Here is a 17,501-nt window from a genome sequence, read left to right on the forward strand (position 1 = left end):
TCACCGAGTTGAAACGGCTTATAAAGAGGCCGCCGCCCGGTCGCAACCTCGGCCCTGAGGCCGATTGAAGCGGTGGGAAGACGGCTCCCGCTCTGGTGCTCGTCGAAGGGCTCTGCTAGCCGATGTCCGTCACAACATTTGCTGGAATCCCGCCATGACCGACCGCATCCGGCCGCTGATCGCCGGCAACTGGAAAATGAACGGCCTGAAGGCCTCGACCGCCGAGTTCGACGCCATGCTGGCCGGAGCCGCCGAGGTCACCGGCAAGGCCGATCTGCTGGTCTGTCCGCCCGCCACTCTGGTGGCAGGCTTTGCCGAGAGGGCACGCGGCACCCACGCGATCGCGGTCGGGGCCCAGGATTGCCACCCCAAGGCGTCGGGAGCCCATACCGGGGACATCTCGGCGGAGATGCTGGCCGATGCCGGCGCCAGCGCCATCATCGTCGGCCATTCCGAACGGCGCGCCGATCATGGCGAAACCGATGTTGTGGTGCACCAGAAGACCGAGGCGGTGTGGCGTGCCGGGCTGGTCGCGATCGCTTGCGTCGGCGAAACCCAGCAGCAGCGCGATGCCGGGCAGACGCTCGACATCCTGCGCGGCCAGCTCAACCTCAGTCTGCCGCAGGGCTCACGGGCCGACAACCTGGTCGTGGCCTATGAGCCGGTCTGGGCGATCGGCACCGGCCTGACCCCGACCGCCAAGGATGTCGAGCAGATTCATGCCTTTATCAGAGAGCTGCTGATCGATCGCTTCAAGCAGGAGGGAGCGCGGACGCGCATCCTCTATGGCGGCTCGGTGAAGCCCTCCAATGCGGCCGAGCTGATGGCGGTCGCGAATGTCAACGGCGCGTTGGTCGGCGGCGCCAGCCTGAAAGCCTCAGACTTTCTCGCCATTGCGAAGGGCTGTTGAGAAGCGACGTGAGCGAAAGCGCGCGCCTCAGTCCGCCTGTTCGATTCGCTTCCAATAGATCTTTGTGCCGGTGAGGCCGCCATGCGGCTTCAAGGCATAGTCCGGGATGGTTCCGCTCAGCTGGAAGCCGACGCTTTCATAGAGCTGTGAGGCGCCCCCATCCTCGGCGGTATCGAGGACCAGCATCGTCCGCCCATGCGCGCGGGCGAGGTTTTCGGCCGCGCAGAGCAGCGCGGTCGCGATTCCGCGTTTGCGGTGGCTGATGCGCGTCATCATCTTTGCGATCTCGGCGCGGTGCGGCTGGTTCGGCGGCAGCTTCAGCTGCAGCGTCACGGTCGCGATCACATCCTCTCCATCTAAGGCGCCAAGAACGGCTCGTTCGCCGCGCGCCGCGGCCGACAGCGATTCCCGCCAGAACGCGTCGGCATCCTCCTCGCGAAGCGGGTGCATGAAGCTGACCGAGCCACCATGGGCGACCGTTTCGATCAGCATTGCGCGAAGCGCAGCCCGGATTGCCGGCGTATCTGACAGGGCCGCGATTCGGGGCGGGGACATTCTCAACTCCTGGCAAGGGCGACGACGTAGACGCACGGCGCGTCGGTCTCATTGGCAAAGGTGGTGTCGATCGGTGGGCCAAAGCCGAGGCAGTCGCCCGGCCCGAGCACGTGGCGTTCCGCGCCTTCCGTGATGGTCAATTGCCCGCTCTGAACCCAGAGGAGCTGGCGGATGTGGATGTAGGAGGAGGCCGGCAAGGTCACGCTGCGGTGCGCCGGCATCTCGACGGTCACCAATTCGATCGGATGATCCGGCCTGAGAAAGACCTGGCGCCTGACGTAGCCCGTGTCCGGGTCGCGCCAGACCGGCTGCTCGGCGGCCTTGGACAGGCGCTCCGACTGGGCTTCGGCGCGGAGCATCAAGCCGGCCAGCGTGAGATCGAAAGCGCTTGCGAGCTTAACCAGGATCACCGCGGTCGGGCTGACTTCGGCACGCTCGATCTTGCTGATGGTCGCCTTCGACACGCCAGAGCGTTCGGCGAGGTCGGCCAGCGACCACCCACGGCCGTCCCGTTCCAGCAGCAGGCGACGGGCGAGCCTCTGGCTGAAGTCGTCTACTATTTGATCCATTCGTCTCTAATAATGGATATTGAAGCGGCCGGCAAGGGTCGACCCGGAGGGCGACGTCGGCGCTTGTGCGAAGCGCGGTTGCGATTATCTGCGGGGTGGCGTTGCTCGACATGATCGTGTAACACCGCGCAAATTTCCGAATAGCCCGCGAAGCTCTCGCGATCCCGGCCCCCGGTCGGGGCCTGCGAGGGCTTGTGACGGAAGGTCACCATGCAGACTGTCTTGATCGTCATCCACCTCATGATTGTCGCCGTCCTGATCGGTACGGTGCTGTTGCAGAAATCCGAGGGCGGTGGCCTTGGCATGGGCGGCGGCGCCGGTTTCATGTCGAGCCGCGGCACGGCCAACCTGCTAACGCGCACGACCGCGATCCTGGCACTCCTCTTCTTCCTCACCAGCCTGGCGCTGACTTGGCTCGCGGGTCTGGATCGCAAGCCGACCTCGATTCTCAACAACCTGCCGGGGCAGACCCAGTCAGGCGGAGCGACCCCAGCGGCGCCGACCGCGGGCGGCGTGCTCGACCAGCTCAAGAAGGCCGACGAGCAGCAGGCACCCGCGGCTCCGGCTGCGCCGCAGGCCCCGCAGTCGCAATAACGCGGGCAAGCCATGCAGGAACGCAATTGGCGTCCTGCGTCATGAGGCGGTCTCAAGTACCTGAGACCATTAATATTTTGAAGTAACCCACAGGCCCGCGACAGCGTTGCGGGCTGCAAGCGATTCGTTTTGGCGAATCGAGCGCGCGGCATTAAAGGTAGGGTCCCATGGCGCGGTACATCTTCATCACCGGCGGCGTGGTTTCCTCGCTCGGAAAGGGTCTGGCTTCAGCCGCGTTAGGCGCGCTGCTGCAGGCCCGTGGCTACAAGGTCCGGCTTCGCAAGCTCGACCCCTATCTCAACCTCGATCCCGGCACGATGTCGCCGTATCAGCACGGCGAAGTGTTCGTGACCGACGACGGTGCCGAGACCGATCTCGATCTCGGTCATTACGAACGCTTCACCGGCCGGCCGGCGACCAAGGCCGACAACATCACCACGGGCCGGATCTATCAGGACATCCTGACCAAGGAGCGGCGCGGCGACTATCTCGGCGCGACCATCCAGGTCGTCCCGCACGTGACGAATGCGATCAAGGATTTCGTCCTGTCTGGGAATGACGAGTACGATTTCGTGCTGGTCGAGATCGGCGGCACCGTCGGCGACATCGAGGGCCTGCCGTTCTTCGAGGCGATCCGGCAGCTCGGCAACGAGCTGCCGCGCCATCACGCGATCTACATCCATCTCACGCTGCTGCCTTACATCCCGAGCGCCGGCGAGTTGAAGACCAAGCCGACGCAGCATTCGGTCAAGGAGCTGCGCTCGATCGGCATCCAGCCGGACATCCTGCTGTGCCGCACCGACCGCCCGATTCCGAAGGAGGAACGGCGCAAACTCGGCCTGTTCTGCAACGTGCGTGAAAGCGCCGTCATCGAGGCGCGTGACGTCGACAACATCTATGCCGTGCCGGAGGCCTATCATGCCGCCGGCCTCGACGACGAGGTGCTGGCCGCGTTCGGCATCGAGCCGCGGGTGCCGCCGGCGCTGGCGAGCTGGCACACGATCAACGAGCGCGTCCGCAATCCTGAAGGCGACGTCACGATCGCGATCGTCGGCAAGTACACCGGCATGAAGGACGCCTACAAGTCGCTGATCGAGGCGCTGTCGCATGGCGGCATCGCCAACAAGGTCCGCGTCAAGCTCGACTGGATCGAGAGCGAGGTGTTCGAGAACGAGGACCCGGCGCCATTCCTCGAGCACGTCAACGGCATCCTGGTGCCCGGCGGCTTCGGCCAGCGCGGCGCCGAGGGCAAGATCCGCGCGGCGCGGTTCGCGCGGGAGCGTGACGTGCCGTATTTCGGCATCTGCTTCGGCATGCAGATGGCGGTGATCGAGGCGGCGCGCAATCTCGTCGGCATCACCGAGGCCAACTCGACCGAGTTCGGTCCGACGCCGGAGCCGCTCGTCGGCCTGATGACGGAATGGCTGCGCGGCAACGAGCTGGAGAAGCGCTCCAAGAGCGGCGATCTCGGCGGCACGATGCGGCTCGGCGCCTATCCTGCGGCGCTCAAGCGCGGCAGCCGCGTCTCCGAGGTCTATGGCGGTGCCACCGAGATCTCCGAGCGCCATCGCCACCGCTACGAGGTCAACACCGCCTACAAGGACCGGCTCGAGCAGCACGGTCTGAAGTTCTCCGGCCTGTCGCCGGACGGCGTGCTGCCGGAGATCGTGGAATATGAGGACCATCCCTGGTTCATCGGCGTCCAGTTCCACCCCGAGCTGAAATCGCGGCCATTCGAGCCGCATCCGCTGTTTGCGTCCTTCATCCAGGCGGCGATGGTGCAGTCGCGGCTGGTCTGACGACCGTCTTTGACGGTGTGGCCGAATATTGCGAGAACGCTCCCGATCCAACCGATCAGGGAGTGACCAATGATCTACGAGAGCCGCATCTATCGCTGCATTCCGGGCCGGCTGTCGGCGCTGCTGAAGCGCTTCGAGACCACGACGCTGAAGCTGTGGGGGAAGCATGGCATCCGGCCGGTCGGCTTCTTCACGACCCTGATCGGCGAATCCAACCAGGACCTGACCTATTTCATCGCTTGGGAGTCGCTCGCCGAGCGCGAGACCAAGTGGACCAAGTTCATGACCGATCCCGATTGGATCGCGGCGCGCGCCAAGAGCGAGGAGGACGGCCAGATCGTCGCCAACATCACCAGCCAGTTCCTGGTGCCGACGGCGTTCTCGGCGTTGAAATAGGGCCCTTGCACGGGAGCCGGGATGCGCGGATGGCCTCATCCCCGCAACCCTGCTATTCGCGGGCACGCGCCGGGTTGATCCGGCAGCCAGCGCTGGGCCATGGTCGCGCGCCCACAAGAGGATGATGTCGTGAACGCTTCGATCTCTGCCGCGCCGGTCGTCAGCCTCGGCTCCGTCAAGTTTGGCAATCAGCTGCCGCTCGCGGTCATCGCCGGCCCGTGCCAGCTCGAGAGCCGGGCTCATGCGCTCGAGGTCGCCTCGGCGCTGAAGGAGATCGCGACGCGGCTGAACATCGGGCTCGTCTACAAGACCTCGTTCGACAAGGCCAACCGCAGCAGCGGCTCGGCTGCGCGCGGCCTCGGGCTTTCGCAGTCGCTGCCGATCTTCGCCGAGATCCGCGCGTCGCTCGGCCTGCCCGTGCTGACTGACGTCCACGATGCGAGTCAGTGCGCCGAGGTGGCGCAGGCGGTCGACGTGCTGCAGATCCCGGCCTTCCTGTGCCGGCAGACTGACCTGCTGCTCGCGGCCGCCGCGACCGGCAAGGTCGTCAACGTCAAGAAGGGCCAGTTCCTGGCGCCCTGGGACATGGCCAATGTCGTGGCCAAGATCACCGGCTCCGGCAATCGCAACGTGCTGGTCACCGAGCGCGGCGTCTCGTTCGGCTACAACACGCTGGTCTCCGACATGCGCGCGCTGCCGATCATGGCGCGCACGACCGGCGCGCCTGTCATCTTCGATGCTACGCATTCGGTGCAGCAGCCGGGCGGCAAGGGCACCTCGTCGGGCGGCGAGCGCGAATTCGTGCCGGTGCTGGCGCGGGCCGCGGTGGCCGTCGGCGTCGCCGGCGTCTTCATCGAGACGCATCCGGATCCCGATCACGCGCCCTCCGACGGGCCGAACATGGTCCCGCTCGCGCAGTTCGAGGGGCTGCTGCGAACGCTGATGGCGTTCGATGCGCTCGCCAAGGGGCGGGCATCGGACGCCGCGCGCTGATGCACCAGACCGTCGCCAAGCCCGCGGGGCAGAAGTTTCCACCAGCCGTGAACATCATCGCGCTGGCGGGCTTCTCGGCGGCGCTGTCGACGCGGGCGCTTGATCCGGTGCTGCCGCATGTCGCCGAGGATTTCGCGATCAGCATCACCACCGCGGCCGGCATCGCCGCCGGCTATGCGCTGATCTACGCACTGATCCAGCCTGCGATCGGTGCGGCCGCCGATCTGTTCGGCAAGGCGCGGCTGATGACGCTGTGCCTGGCGCTGCTCGGTGTCGCCAGCATCCTCGGTGCGCTCGCCACCTCGTTTCCGCTGCTGTTCGCGACGCGCATCCTCGCGGGCATCGCCTCGGGCGGCGTGTTTCCGGTGGCGCTCGGGCTGACCAGCGATCTCGTCGCGCCCGACAAGCGGCAGGTCGCGATCGGCCGCACGCTCGCGGGCTCGATGGCGGGCAACCTGCTCGGCGCGACGGCATCCGGCATCATCGGCGATTTCATCGGCTGGCGCGGCGTGCTCGCGATCCTCGGCGCGCTCGGGCTGATCGCCTCCTTCGCGGTGGCGGCAGGCTTTCGCGGCGCCAAGGTCACGCATGCGCCGACCACCGATCTCGCCGCGCTGAGGAAGGGCTACCGCACCATCTTCACCAACCCCAATTCGCGCTTCTGCTTCTCGGCCGTGTTCGTCGAAGGCTGCTGCGTGTTCGGGCTGTTTCCGTTCATCGCCTCGTTCCTGTTCGATCTCGGCGAGACCTCGCTGTCGATCGCGGGCATCGTCATCGCGGGCTTCGCGGTCGGCGGGCTGTTCTACACGTTCACGGTCTCGAACTTCCTGCCGCGGCTCGGCGTCAAGGGCATGATGATCACGGGCGCTGCCCTGGTCGGGCTGCAGCTTGCCGCGCTCGCCTTCGGTCCGGGCTGGAAGCTGCAGTTCGGCTGCATGCTGCTGATGGGCTGGGGCTTCTACATGATCCATGGCTGCCTGCAGGTGTTCGCCAGCGAGCTGTCGATCGGGGCGCGCGCGACCGCGATGTCGCTGCACTCGTTCTTCTTCTTCATGGGCCAGACGGTCGGCCCGATCGCCTATGGCTTCGGCCTGGTCCATGGCGGCAAGCAGCCGACGCTGATGATCGCCGCCGCGCTGATGGTCGCGCTCGGCTTCGCCTGCGCCGCGCTGCTGCGGCAACGGCCGCCGGCGGATGCGGCGGTCAGCTGACGGCCATGTCGGACACGGGCGCGAGCCCATTGCATCTGAAGACATGGTCCCGTCGCGGCAGCAACGCCTGCTCATTTGTTGCTCCGTCATGGCCGGGCTTGTCCCGGCCATCCACGTCGTTCGGCGCGCTGAGAAGGACGTGGATGCCCGGGACAAGCCCGGGCATGACGACGTGGAGACGGGCGAGGGCAAAATGCCCATCGTTAGCTGCGATGGTCCTGGGGAAGTGCGGCGAGGGCGTTTCTCGCTCTCGATGCTGTAGATGCGCGGCTGAGACATATCGGCGCTTTCGTTGGCCGCGGGACGCACCGCCGCCATCTCGCGGCGCGTCTGCGTCCGAGCTTTGCCTTGGGACATGCCCTCTTTCTGAGAAGAGGGCGCGGGGAATGCCGGGAGCTGGCCGCCCCCATGGCCCGCCAGCAGAAAAAAATGCTGGCGGCAGGAACCACAGGTTCAGCCGAGACATCCCGGCATTCCCCGCGCGATGGTTGGGCGGCTTATACGTACTCTCCCCGGGGACCGGGCTGTCTTGCCCCCGTAACCGGCGGATCATCACCACCGGCGTGACCTCAGCGTCGGGAGGCCAGGACCATACGATTTCGCCGGCGCATCAGGCTCGTTCGTCCGCATGACTGATCACGCTGCGAACCCGACACGCCCACCGCATCCCGCCTCAACGTCCGTGACGACCGCGAAGCGCCCCTCTGATCGAGACGGGATGGCGGCAGTCAATCATGAATTCTGATAAAGCGAAAGTGAAATATTTTCTTCGGAAGGTCTGGATAGGGGTGATCGGCTTGAGAGTGCAGCGCAAATCGGCTCCCGGGAGCAGCGGTTTGATGGTTGCGTAAGTCGAGCGGCAGCGTGCCCGTCGGGCGACTCAGGGAGTGTCCTAATTTGGATTTCTGAAACGTGAATTCCGCCGCGCCGGTAATCGTGCTCATCTGCTCGTGCAGAGGCCTCTGCTAGTTCCCGACCGGGGAGCGGAAGGGAGGGATCGGCATGATATTTGTGACTATCAAGATCAAGGTTGAGATTAGGCGGTAAGACTAGTCGAAAGCCTCGTGGGGCGTCTCTTTGCAGCCCCACGTTAGCACATTGTCGAAGTTCAATTTGTTCGAAAGGGTCGCCTCGGTTGGCGGCCTTTTTCATTCGTTTCTCGCATAAATCGCTGAAAGGCAAGGCTAGGATAAAGGGTCAAGTTGGCCCCGTCATACACAGGCGTGATGCGCGAAATTAATCGCTATGCATTTGACCAAACAACAAAAATTCGTAGATTGTTGTCGGTCAACATAACGTTGATCAAAAGGAATGGGGTCGCCCCGGCCAAGGAAACGACCCCACCGCCCTTTGTTAAGAGAGCTTCCCTTCCGAAGGCTGGTCCGATTACTCGGGCTGGCCTTCGTGCTTTTCGCATGGCCTAGGACGCATGCGAATCTCGAATCTACACAGGTTGGGACGTTCGTCCAGTCTAGCCAGGGTCCTTGTCCTTGTAGATCAGCTGAAAACTACCCTTAAGCAGTTCCAGCCAAAGATTACGTTCCGCCTCTGCCCATACGCTTCCAGACGGCGGCAACCTCACTAGAAGCCCTTGAATGATAGGGTCAACGCCAGACGGCTGACGGCCGCCGCCGTTACCTCCGCCTCCTCCCTTAGGCTCCTCTGGCTCCGGAGCTGGCGCCTCGCGGACTGTGGAGACCGCTGGCATAACCAGCCGGTTCTTTCCGTGCTCAAAGTAGCCAGCCTGTTCCGCAGAGCGCTCGAAGGTTTGCCGGGCTCGGTCTTTGACTTTATCCGACACTCCCATGCCAACCATTTCGCGCTCAAGGGCGGCCGCTTGGCTTGGGAGAACACCGCCCCGATACTTTTCAAAGATGCCCTTGTAGAGCGGCACGTTGAGGAAGGCTAAAGCCTTGGCCTCGCGCGCTTGACTAGGGTCAACGATCATTCGCCCCAGGTCGGTCAATTTGTACCGGCCTGCGGCCTCACTGGTAATCAACCCAAATTGGCGTGCAGAGCTGATCTGGACCCGAAATCCGCTGCTTTTGGTGCTCTGACCGCTCCAAGCTGCAAGCTGATCGTCGTCACATTCTCCCAATCCCACATTTCCGTGGATTGCTTCCGCAAGCTCCACAGCGTCCTTAAGGGGCATGTAAGGAAAACCGATGGTGGAGCGCTGGCGCGCGTCACCGGACCTCGCCTTTACCTCCTCCGCTGAGGCTACGTTCTCGCCATTCATGAGGCAGTCTCCGTTCACGAAACTGGATTGCGCGGAGCCTATTTACGCGAAGCGAATCGAGGCGTCAAGGACGTTGTTTGCGGATTTAGGTTAGTGACTTGACGTTATCCAAAATCCGCATTACAGTTTCATCATTGGCGCGGAGATTAGCCATGAAAACAACAGTGAGAGCCCGGGCGTTTCGCCGAACGGCGTCGCGGGCCCGGAAAAGCAGTAGGGCCCTTGCGCGGCTCCGGTGACATGGAAGCGCAAGGGCCCTTAATCGGCTTTGTACTATCAGGGATCGTCTAACGGTAGGACACCCGCCCCTACAAGTGTGGAGATGCCGGTCCGAATCCGGCTCCCTGAGCCATCATCGAGTAGTTGGGATCGACGGCGTTGGCGCGCTGCCGATCCCGAGTCAAAACGACCCCAGATGGTCCCGGAAGTGGAATGACCGCATTGAATATAGTGTGGTTGGCGCTGCATTTCCAGCGGTCGGTCCGATCCCAACCCATGGATTGGCCCCACGAAGGTCCTCTCCCGCGAACAGCAGATCACCATCGAAGGCGAAGTTCGGGACTATTTCGTTTACTGAGCCGCGAGTGCGCGATCGGCGACTACCAGTCGAGATTGGCTGAGCGGCACATCTCGCAGACTATCACATCGTCCTTTCGTGAAAGGGGACGGCGGCAGCGGTGACACGTGCCTGCGGTCTGCGTGACGTGCAGCGTCAGGGCCTTTGCTTCCGCCATGGAGAAGCCGAACTGGGCGACGAGCAGTTTGTGGCCCTCAATCGGGCTGCGGCGGATTTCGGCTGCAATTCTCGCCTGGTCCGTTGCTGACAGCGAAGACGGCCACGTGACGGTTGTGGTGCACTTGGGACAGAACACCGACAGGCGGGCATGTTCGACTGCGCCGTTCACGACCGCACCTCCAGCTTCTCGAACAGCTTCACCCCCGGCCGCGATAGGGCGCCACGCCCTGATCGGGCACCCACAGCCCCTTCGGCAGCTTTCCGGTCTGCCAGAACACGTCGATCGGGATGCCGCCGCGGGGATACCAATAGCCGCCGATGCGCAGCCATTTGGGCTTGATCTCGGCAGTGAGCCGCTTGCCGATCGCGACGGTGCAGTCTTCGTGGAACGCGCCATGGTTGCGGAAGCTGGCGAGATAGAGCTTGAGCGACTTGGATTCCACCAGCCAGGGGCCGGGCGCATAATCGATGACGAGATGGGCGAAGTCCGGCTGTCCCGTTACCGGGCACAGCGAGGTGAACTCCGGCACCGTGAAGCGGGCCAGATAGTCCGTGTCCTTCTGCGGATTGGGCACGCGGTCGAGCTTCGCCGCGTCCGGACTGTCCGGCTGGGCAACCTCGCGGCCGAGTTGAAGTCCCGCTGATGTCTCGGATTTGGTGGATCTTTTCGCCATGTGTCACGTCACGGATGCTGGGAGGCGCCCTCTTAGCCAATCGGGGGGCCGGCGTCATCCGCTTCGTGATCTGGCCGCGACTTGATTTGGTCGTGACTTGGCCTTTTCGGCCTCGCGGGCTTGCGGTAGAAGCAGCGCAACAACGCCCACCCAGAAACGCCCGCGAGAGGACCTCATGACCGCCATCGTCGACATCATCGGCCGCGAAATCCTGGACAGCCGCGGCAATCCCACGGTCGAGGTCGACGTCGTGCTGGAGGACGGCTCGGTCGGCCGCGCTGCCGTGCCGTCCGGCGCCTCCACCGGCGCCCACGAGGCGGTCGAGCTGCGCGACGGCGACAAGCACCGCTATCTCGGCAAGGGCGTGCTGAAGGCCGTCGAAGCGATCAACGACGAGGTCTATGAGGCGCTCAGCGACATGTCTGTGCAGGACCAGGTCCAGATCGACCAGATCCTGATCGAGCTCGACGGCACCGAGAACAAGAGCCGGATCGGCGCCAACGCCATTCTCGGCGTCTCGCTCGCCTGCGCCAAGGCGGCGGCGATCTCCTACGACATGCCGCTGTATCGCTATGTCGGCGGCACCTCGGCCCGCACCCTGCCGGTGCCGATGATGAACATCGTCAATGGCGGCGTCCACGCCGACAACCCAATCGACTTCCAGGAATTCATGATCATGCCGGTGGGCGCGCCGAGCTTCGCGGAGGCGCTGCGCTGCGGCTCGGAGATCTTCCACACGCTCAAGGCCGAGCTGAAGAAGGCGGGCCACAACACCAATGTCGGCGACGAGGGCGGCTTCGCGCCGAACCTGCCGTCGGCGGACGCAGCCCTCGACTTCGTCATGAGCGCGATCGGCAAGGCCGGCTACACCGCCGGCGAGGACGTCATGCTGGCGCTCGACTGCGCCGCGACCGAATTCTTCAAGGACGGCAAGTACGTCTACGAGGGCGAGAACAAGTCGCGCTCGCGCTCCGAGCAGGCCAAGTATCTTGCGGATCTGGTCGCCCGCTACCCGATCGCCTCGATCGAGGACGGCATGTCGGAGGACGACATGGACGGCTGGAAGGAGCTGACCGACCTGATCGGCCACAAGTGCCAGCTCGTCGGCGACGACCTGTTCGTCACCAACGTCAACCGTCTCGCCGACGGCATCCGCAACGGCCGCGCCAATTCGATCCTGATCAAGGTCAACCAGATCGGCACGCTCACCGAGACGCTGGCCGCGGTCGAGATGGCCTACAAGGCCGGCTACACCGCTGTCATGTCGCACCGCTCCGGCGAGACCGAGGATTCCACGATCGCCGATCTCGCGGTCGCCACCAATTGCGGGCAGATCAAGACCGGCTCGCTGGCGCGCGCCGACCGCACCGCCAAGTACAACCAGTTGCTGCGCATCGAGCAGGAGCTGGACGCGCAGGCCAAGTATGCGGGCAGGGCGGCGCTGAAGGCGCTGGCCTGAGTCTGGACTAAGCTAACCAAAGAAAAAAGGGAGGCACGCATGGGTGTCGAGACACAGGGCCTGCAACTGCGGACGTTGATCAGGCGCAGCGGCGAGCTCGAGCTCTCGCTGGTCGACGTGCCGACCCCCGAGCCGGGGCCGGACGAGGTGGTGGTGCGGATCGAGGCGGCGCCGATCAATCCGTCCGATCTCGGCCTCCTCGTCGGCGCGGCCGATCTGTCGACCCTGCAGGCGTCCGGCACCAAGGAGCGGCCCGTGATCACCGCCAAGGTGCCGGAGGCGGGGATGCGGGCGATGGCCGGCCGGCTCGACGAGTCCCTGGCCGTCGGCAACGAGGGCGCCGGCGTCGTGGTCAAGACCGGGTCGTCGGATGCCGCCAAGGCGCTGATGGGCCGCACGGTCGCGGCCATCGGCGGCGCGATGTACAGCCAGTATCGCTGCCTGAAGCTCTCCGAATGCCTGCCGCTGCCGGCCGGCACCACGCCGGCCGAGGGCGCCTCCTGCTTCGTCAATCCGCTGACCTCGCTCGGCATGACCGAGACGATGCGGCGCGAGGGCCATACCGCGCTGGTGCACACGGCCGCCGCGTCCAATCTCGGGCAGATGCTCAACAAGATCTGCCTCAAGGACGGCATCCCGCTCGTCAACATCGTGCGCAGCGCTGATCAGGCCGAGCTGTTGCGCGGCATCGGCGCGAAATACATCGTGGATTCGACGGCGCCGACTTTCATGGACGACCTGATCGCGGCGCTGGTCGAGACCGGCGCGACCATCGCCTTCGATGCGATCGGCGGCGGCAAGCTCGCCGGCCAGATCCTCAACGCGATGGAAGCTGCGATCAACAAGTCCGGCAAGCATCCCTACAGCCGCTACGGCTCGAACGTGCACAAGCAGGTCTACATCTACGGTAGCCTGGATACGCGCCCGACCGAGATCACGCGCGGCTTCGGCATGACCTGGAGCGTCGGCGGCTGGCTGCTGTTCCCATTCCTGATGAAGATCGGCAAGGCGGATACCGAGCGGTTGCGGCAGCGCGTCGTCGACGAGCTGAAGACGACCTTCGCGAGCCACTACACCAAGGTCGTATCACTCCCCGAAGCCCTCGATCCGGCCAATCTCGCCGTGTACGCCAAACGGGCCACCGGCGAAAAATTCCTCATCGACCCCAACAAAGAGAAGTGACCTAACGTCGCTCCCCGGACGTTGCTGACGGGCTTGCGTTTGGCCTGCATGCGGAGAAAATCCGCCCCGTTTGTCTGGGGGCGGTGTCAGCCGCATGGAGCACTGAGGAGAGATTTGTCATGACCCTATTGGATCGCCGTCTGGATCGCCGTCGATTTCTGGCCGGTGCGGCCCTCGCCGGAGCTGCGACCGCTTTGCCGCCGCTGGCCGGACAGGCACGCGCAGCGGTTGCACCCGCCGGCGCGCAGGCGCCCGGCTTCTATCGCTACAAGGTCGGCGACTATGAATGCACCTCCGTCAATGACGGCGCGCGCACCTTCCCGATGCCCGACACGTTCGTCGTCAACACGGCGAAGGACGACGCGCTCGCGGCTGCCGAAAGCGCCTACATGCCGAAGGGTATGATCACGATCCCCTTCAATCCGCAGTTGATCAACACCGGCTCCAAGCTGGTCCTGATCGACACCGGCAACGGCGCTGGCGCCTTCGAGGCCAGCAAGGGCGCGGTTGGCCGCACGCTGCAGAACCTCGCTGCCGCCGGCGTCGATCCGAAGAGCATCGACGTCGTCGTGCTCTCCCACATGCACGGCGACCACGTCAACGGCCTCAAGCTCGCCGACGGCTCGCTGGCATTTCCGAACGCCGAGCTGAAGGTGCCGGCCAAGGAGTGGGCGTTCTGGAATAGCGACGAGAACGCCGCCAAGGCGCAGACCGACTTGATGAAGGGCAACTTCGCCAACTTCAAGAAGGTGTTCGGCGGGCTCGAGAGCAAGGTCACCCAGTACGAGTGGGACAAGGAGGTTGCGCCCGGCATCACCGCGCTCGGCACGCCCGGTCACACGCCGGGACACACCTCGTTCGCGGTCGCGTCCGGCAATGCCAGGGTCCTGATCCAGGCCGACGTCACCAACGTCCCCGAGCTGTTCCTGCGCAACCCGGACTGGCACGTCATGTTTGACACCGATGCGGCGCAGGCGCAGGAGACCCGGCACAAGTTCTACGACATGGCCGCCGCCGAGAAGGCCAAGGTGATCGGCTTCCACTTCTCGTTCCCCTCCGTGGGCTATGTCGAGAAGGACGGCGCCAAGTACCGGCTGATTCCGGCGCCGTGGAATCCGGTGATCTGATTATCGGTTAGCGTCATTGCGAGGAGCCCCCGGGTCTCGCTTCCGGCGAGCCCGAGGACAGGCTCCGCGACGAAGCAATCCAGAGTCACAACCGAGCCCTGGATTGCTTCGCTCGCAATGACGGAGGAGAGAGGGGGCCGCCTTCGGGCGGCCTGCTCGTTTTTGCATATGCGAAATGTCGGGCTTTCCGCGGCTCGCGCGAGCGCCTATGTCGAACCTCCCGGGATGTCCGCAGGGCCTTGCATGTCGACCGATCTCTCAGCTTCCAGCGCCGATCTTTCCAACTGGCGCTCCGCGCCGTTCAGCCGCTGGGCCTTCCACAACATCCGGTCGATCCTCCCGGTCGCCGACATCGAGAGCGCGCCCGGCAGCGCGTGGCCGCTGCCGGCAAGTCCGATCTCCTTCGATCAGTTCAGCCTGCGCCTGCCGAAGGGCGGCACGCTCGATCTCGACGGCTTCCTGAAGGCGACGGCGACGGACGGGCTCCTGATCCTCCACGACGGCCGCATCGTGTTCGAGCACTATGACGGTGGCACCGACCGCGACACGCCGCACATCCTGATGTCGGCGACCAAGTCGATCACCGGGCTGATGGCCGGCATCCTGGCCGGCCGCGGCGAGCTCGACGTCGACGCCGAGGTCACGCGCTACGTGCCGGAAGTGGCGGCCACGGCCTATCGCGGCGCCACGATCCGCCAATTGCTCGACATGCGTGCGGGCGTCGTGTTCGACGGCGCCGGCCTGCAGGCCTATGCCGACGCCGCCGGCTGGGAGCCGGTTGCGCCCGGCACGTCGCCGAACCTGCACGAGTTCTTCGCGACGATGCGCGCGCAGGCGAAGCCGCATGGCGGCCCGTTCAGCTACGTCTCCGCCAACACCGATCTGCTCGGCTGGGCGATCGAGCGGGCCACCGGCCGCAGCTTCGCGAGCCTCGTCAGCACACTGTTGTGGAAGCCGATGGGGGCGAGCGGCGAGGCCTTCATCACTCTCGACCGCAAGGGCGCGCCGCGCTGCACCGGCGGGTTCTGCGCCACGCTGCGCGACGTTGCGCGGCTCGGCCAGCTCGTGCTGTCAGGCGGCCGGCGCGGCTCGCACACGATCATCCCCGAGGGCTGGCTCGACGACATCAGGCACAGTGGCGACGCCCAGGCGTGGCGCGACGGGCAGTGGCGCGACAGCTTTGCCGCCATCAGCCGCAACATGCATTATCGCAGCGGCTGGTACGTCATCAACGACCAGCCGCAGCTCATGTTCGCGATGGGCATTCACGGCCAGAACCTGTTCGTGGATACGTCCAACGACATCGTGATCGCCAAGGTCTCGTCATGGGCGCAGCCGGTCGACGGACAGGCCATCTGGCTGACGCATCAGGCGGTGGCGGAATTCACCCGTCACCTCAACGAGACCGGTTGAGCCCGAGGGAAGCGGCAGGCGGGCGGGGTCATCGAGCGCCTCTTGCGATGAAGCGCAGTGTTTCGCGGGATCCGGTTTCATGCACTTGCATGTTCCTGCCGGAGCGCTTTAAGTGCCCCTCACACGCCGCTCCTCAAAGGATCTCCCCATGCCTGCACCCTATTCGATCGTCGCCCTCGTCGGCAGTCTCCGCAAGGAGAGCTTCACGCTCAAGATCGCCAAAGCCCTGGCCAAGCTGGCGCCGGTCAGCCTGAAGATCGACGTCACCACGCTCAACGGCCTGTCGTTCTTCAACCAGGATCTCGAAGCCAATCCGCCGGCCGACTGGCTCGCCCTGCGCGACAAGCTGAAGGCCTCGAACGGCGTGCTCATCTTGACGCCCGAATACAACCGCTCGATTCCCGGCGTGCTGAAGAATGCGATCGACATCGCCTCGCGCCCCTATGGGCAGAGCTCGTTCCTGGGCAAGCCGGTCGGTCTCATCGCCAACTCGCCGGGTGCGCTCGGCGGCGTCGCGGCGTCCAAGCACCTGCAGAACATCATGCCGGGCATCGCGGGCCCGGTGATGGGGCAGCCGGAGATCTACCTGAACGGGGTCGGCGATGCCTTCGATGCCCAGGGCGAGTTGGTCAAGGATTCGCTCAAGACGGTGCTGCAGCAATATCTGGAGGCGTTCGCCGCCTTCGTGGCCAAGCAGAACGGCTGACCAGGGTCGTCGCCGTGCGTCCGCCCGTGCGGCGGTCGCCAACTGCATGACGGGTATGATCCGGGCAGGGCGTTGACGCGCCTTGCCCGATCCGTTTCAAGGCAATGCCGGACCTGCGCAAGGATGCGCATTGCCAAGGAAGCACGATGGCCCATTCGTTCACACCCGCGTCGTCGGCGAAGCCCGGCCCGAACCAGCCGGATCTCGACTCGGAGGCCGTCTGGCAGGCGCGGATCGACCTTGCGGCCTGTTTCCGGATGGCGGCGCGGCACGGGTTCGAAGAGGGCATCTGCAACCACTTCTCGGCGCTGGTCCCCGGCTATGACGACCTCTTCATCGTCAATCCCTACGGCTATGCCTTTCGTGAGCTGACGGCCTCGAAGCTGTTGGTTTGCGATTTCGACGGCAATGTCATTGCCGGCGACGGCCGCCCGGAGGCGACCGCGTTCTATATCCACGCCCGCATCCACAAGGCGCTGCCGCGCGCCAAGGTCGCGTTCCATACGCATATGCCGTATGCCACCGCGCTCTCGATGACCGAAGGCGATCCGCTGATCTTCGCCGGGCAGACGGCGCTGAAATTCTATGGACGAACCGCCGTCGACGCGAACTACAACGGGCTGGCGCTCGACGCGCGCGAGGGGGACCGCATCGCCGGGGCTGTCGGTGATGCCGACATCGTCTTCATGAAGCATCACGGCGTCATGGTCCTGGCGCCGACCATCGCCGAAGCCTGGGATGATCTCTATTATCTCGAGCGCGCCTGCCAGGTTCAGTGCCTGGCGCTGTCAACCGGCCGCAAGGTGGTGCCGGTGGCGCCCGACATCGCCGAGGCCGCCTATCGCCAGATGCGGGAGGGAGATGCGGAATCGGCACGGCTGCATCTCGAAGCGATCAAGCGGACGCTCGACGCCGAGGAGCCCGCCTATCGGACTTGA

Annotated in this window: 18 protein-coding genes; 12 read left to right on the top strand and 6 right to left on the bottom strand. The window is 64.9% G+C overall.

Features of this window, described 5'->3' with window-relative positions; genetic code table 11:
- Nucleotides 1-154: 154 nt before the first annotated feature.
- Nucleotides 155-910, top strand: a complete 756-nt coding sequence (gene tpiA, locus QX135_RS16885; RefSeq protein ID WP_315798416.1) for a triose-phosphate isomerase — start codon at nucleotides 155-157, stop codon at nucleotides 908-910.
- Between the two features lie 27 nt (nucleotides 911-937).
- Here tpiA and QX135_RS16890 read toward each other — a convergent pair whose 3' ends face one another.
- The gene (locus QX135_RS16890) at nucleotides 938-1,465 is read right to left on the bottom strand and encodes a GNAT family N-acetyltransferase (RefSeq protein ID WP_315738202.1); all 528 of its coding nucleotides are present in this window, start codon (nucleotides 1,463-1,465) and stop codon (nucleotides 938-940) included.
- Nucleotides 1,466-1,467: 2 nt separating this feature from the next.
- Nucleotides 1,468-2,034 (bottom strand): XRE family transcriptional regulator, encoded by a 567-nt coding sequence (locus QX135_RS16895; RefSeq protein WP_315756702.1) that lies wholly within the window; start codon nucleotides 2,032-2,034, stop codon nucleotides 1,468-1,470.
- A gap of 210 nt (nucleotides 2,035-2,244) precedes the next feature.
- Here QX135_RS16895 and secG point away from each other — a divergent pair, with 210 nt between their 5' ends.
- The 5 genes from secG (at nucleotide 2,245) to QX135_RS16920 (ending at nucleotide 7,027) form a co-directional block, all read left to right on the top strand.
- Nucleotides 2,245-2,628, top strand: a complete 384-nt coding sequence (gene secG, locus QX135_RS16900; RefSeq protein WP_315798413.1) for a preprotein translocase subunit SecG — start codon at nucleotides 2,245-2,247, stop codon at nucleotides 2,626-2,628.
- Nucleotides 2,629-2,795: 167 nt separating this feature from the next.
- Nucleotides 2,796-4,427 (top strand): CTP synthase, encoded by a 1,632-nt coding sequence (locus QX135_RS16905; protein WP_315775009.1) that lies wholly within the window; start codon nucleotides 2,796-2,798, stop codon nucleotides 4,425-4,427.
- 69 nt (nucleotides 4,428-4,496) lie between these two features.
- Nucleotides 4,497-4,823: an NIPSNAP family protein gene (locus tag QX135_RS16910; protein ID WP_316176367.1), complete on the top strand. Its 327-nt coding sequence runs from the start codon at nucleotides 4,497-4,499 to the stop codon at nucleotides 4,821-4,823.
- Between the two features lie 129 nt (nucleotides 4,824-4,952).
- Complete coding sequence (gene kdsA / locus QX135_RS16915) at nucleotides 4,953-5,816, top strand: 3-deoxy-8-phosphooctulonate synthase (protein WP_316234180.1); 864 nt, start codon at nucleotides 4,953-4,955, stop codon at nucleotides 5,814-5,816.
- Nucleotides 5,816-7,027 carry an MFS transporter gene (locus QX135_RS16920; protein WP_316234181.1) on the top strand — a complete coding sequence of 404 codons (1,212 nt, stop codon included), beginning with the start codon at nucleotides 5,816-5,818 and terminating at the stop codon, nucleotides 7,025-7,027. Before kdsA ends, QX135_RS16920 begins: the two co-directional genes overlap by 1 nt.
- A 728-nt stretch (nucleotides 7,028-7,755) precedes the next feature.
- Here QX135_RS16920 and QX135_RS16925 read toward each other — a convergent pair.
- The 4 genes from QX135_RS16925 to queF all read right to left on the bottom strand — a co-directional run bounded on the left by QX135_RS16925 (nucleotide 7,756) and on the right by queF (nucleotide 10,676).
- The gene (locus QX135_RS16925; RefSeq protein WP_316234182.1) at nucleotides 7,756-7,971 is read right to left on the bottom strand and encodes a hypothetical protein; all 216 of its coding nucleotides are present in this window, start codon (nucleotides 7,969-7,971) and stop codon (nucleotides 7,756-7,758) included.
- Between the two features lie 527 nt (nucleotides 7,972-8,498).
- Entirely contained in the window at nucleotides 8,499-9,266 is a 768-nt protein-coding gene (locus QX135_RS16930) for a hypothetical protein (protein WP_316234183.1), read from the bottom strand.
- Between the two features lie 599 nt (nucleotides 9,267-9,865).
- Complete coding sequence (locus tag QX135_RS16935) at nucleotides 9,866-10,171, bottom strand: hypothetical protein (protein ID WP_316234184.1); 306 nt, start codon at nucleotides 10,169-10,171, stop codon at nucleotides 9,866-9,868.
- A gap of 28 nt (nucleotides 10,172-10,199) precedes the next feature.
- Nucleotides 10,200-10,676, bottom strand: coding sequence for a preQ(1) synthase (queF, locus tag QX135_RS16940; RefSeq protein ID WP_316234185.1), 477 nt, complete (start codon nucleotides 10,674-10,676; stop codon nucleotides 10,200-10,202).
- Nucleotides 10,677-10,851: 175 nt separating this feature from the next.
- Between queF and eno the strand changes: the two genes are divergently transcribed.
- The 6 genes from eno (at nucleotide 10,852) to QX135_RS16970 (ending at nucleotide 17,501) form a co-directional block, all read left to right on the top strand.
- Nucleotides 10,852-12,135 (top strand): phosphopyruvate hydratase, encoded by a 1,284-nt coding sequence (gene eno, locus QX135_RS16945; protein WP_315738192.1) that lies wholly within the window; start codon nucleotides 10,852-10,854, stop codon nucleotides 12,133-12,135.
- Between the two features lie 39 nt (nucleotides 12,136-12,174).
- Nucleotides 12,175-13,317, top strand: a complete 1,143-nt coding sequence (locus tag QX135_RS16950; protein ID WP_316234186.1) for a zinc-binding dehydrogenase — start codon at nucleotides 12,175-12,177, stop codon at nucleotides 13,315-13,317.
- Between the two features lie 119 nt (nucleotides 13,318-13,436).
- A complete protein-coding gene (locus QX135_RS16955) occupies nucleotides 13,437-14,444 on the top strand; it encodes an MBL fold metallo-hydrolase (protein WP_316234187.1) in 1,008 nt (335 codons plus the stop codon).
- Between the two features lie 243 nt (nucleotides 14,445-14,687).
- Nucleotides 14,688-15,857, top strand: coding sequence for a serine hydrolase (locus tag QX135_RS16960; protein WP_316234188.1), 1,170 nt, complete (start codon nucleotides 14,688-14,690; stop codon nucleotides 15,855-15,857).
- A gap of 148 nt (nucleotides 15,858-16,005) precedes the next feature.
- Nucleotides 16,006-16,563, top strand: a complete 558-nt coding sequence (locus QX135_RS16965) for an NADPH-dependent FMN reductase (RefSeq protein WP_316177907.1) — start codon at nucleotides 16,006-16,008, stop codon at nucleotides 16,561-16,563.
- 146 nt (nucleotides 16,564-16,709) lie between these two features.
- Nucleotides 16,710-17,501, top strand: a complete 792-nt coding sequence (locus tag QX135_RS16970) for an aldolase (protein WP_316177909.1) — start codon at nucleotides 16,710-16,712, stop codon at nucleotides 17,499-17,501.

This window comes from Bradyrhizobium sp. SZCCHNR1098 (genome assembly GCF_032489375.1).
Taxonomy (GTDB): domain Bacteria; phylum Pseudomonadota; class Alphaproteobacteria; order Rhizobiales; family Xanthobacteraceae; genus Bradyrhizobium.

Bases quoted from the DNA above. Each gene is read 5' to 3' on its own strand.
- tpiA (WP_315798416.1), top strand. From the start codon at position 155: ATGACCGACCGCATCCGGCCGCTGATCGCCGGCAACTGGAAAATGAAC.
- QX135_RS16890 (WP_315738202.1), bottom strand. From the start codon at position 1,465: ATGTCCCCGCCCCGAATCGCGGCCCTGTCAGATACGCCGGCAATCCGG.
- QX135_RS16895 (WP_315756702.1), bottom strand. From the start codon at position 2,034: ATGGATCAAATAGTAGACGACTTCAGCCAGAGGCTCGCCCGTCGCCTG.
- secG (WP_315798413.1), top strand. From the start codon at position 2,245: ATGCAGACTGTCTTGATCGTCATCCACCTCATGATTGTCGCCGTCCTG.
- QX135_RS16905 (WP_315775009.1), top strand. From the start codon at position 2,796: ATGGCGCGGTACATCTTCATCACCGGCGGCGTGGTTTCCTCGCTCGGA.
- QX135_RS16910 (WP_316176367.1), top strand. From the start codon at position 4,497: ATGATCTACGAGAGCCGCATCTATCGCTGCATTCCGGGCCGGCTGTCG.
- QX135_RS16920 (WP_316234181.1), top strand. From the start codon at position 5,816: ATGCACCAGACCGTCGCCAAGCCCGCGGGGCAGAAGTTTCCACCAGCC.
- QX135_RS16925 (WP_316234182.1), bottom strand. From the start codon at position 7,971: ATGAGCACGATTACCGGCGCGGCGGAATTCACGTTTCAGAAATCCAAA.
- QX135_RS16930 (WP_316234183.1), bottom strand. From the start codon at position 9,266: ATGAATGGCGAGAACGTAGCCTCAGCGGAGGAGGTAAAGGCGAGGTCC.
- queF (WP_316234185.1), bottom strand. From the start codon at position 10,676: ATGGCGAAAAGATCCACCAAATCCGAGACATCAGCGGGACTTCAACTC.
- eno (WP_315738192.1), top strand. From the start codon at position 10,852: ATGACCGCCATCGTCGACATCATCGGCCGCGAAATCCTGGACAGCCGC.
- QX135_RS16950 (WP_316234186.1), top strand. From the start codon at position 12,175: ATGGGTGTCGAGACACAGGGCCTGCAACTGCGGACGTTGATCAGGCGC.
- QX135_RS16955 (WP_316234187.1), top strand. From the start codon at position 13,437: ATGACCCTATTGGATCGCCGTCTGGATCGCCGTCGATTTCTGGCCGGT.
- QX135_RS16960 (WP_316234188.1), top strand. From the start codon at position 14,688: ATGTCGACCGATCTCTCAGCTTCCAGCGCCGATCTTTCCAACTGGCGC.
- QX135_RS16965 (WP_316177907.1), top strand. From the start codon at position 16,006: ATGCCTGCACCCTATTCGATCGTCGCCCTCGTCGGCAGTCTCCGCAAG.
- QX135_RS16970 (WP_316177909.1), top strand. From the start codon at position 16,710: ATGGCCCATTCGTTCACACCCGCGTCGTCGGCGAAGCCCGGCCCGAAC.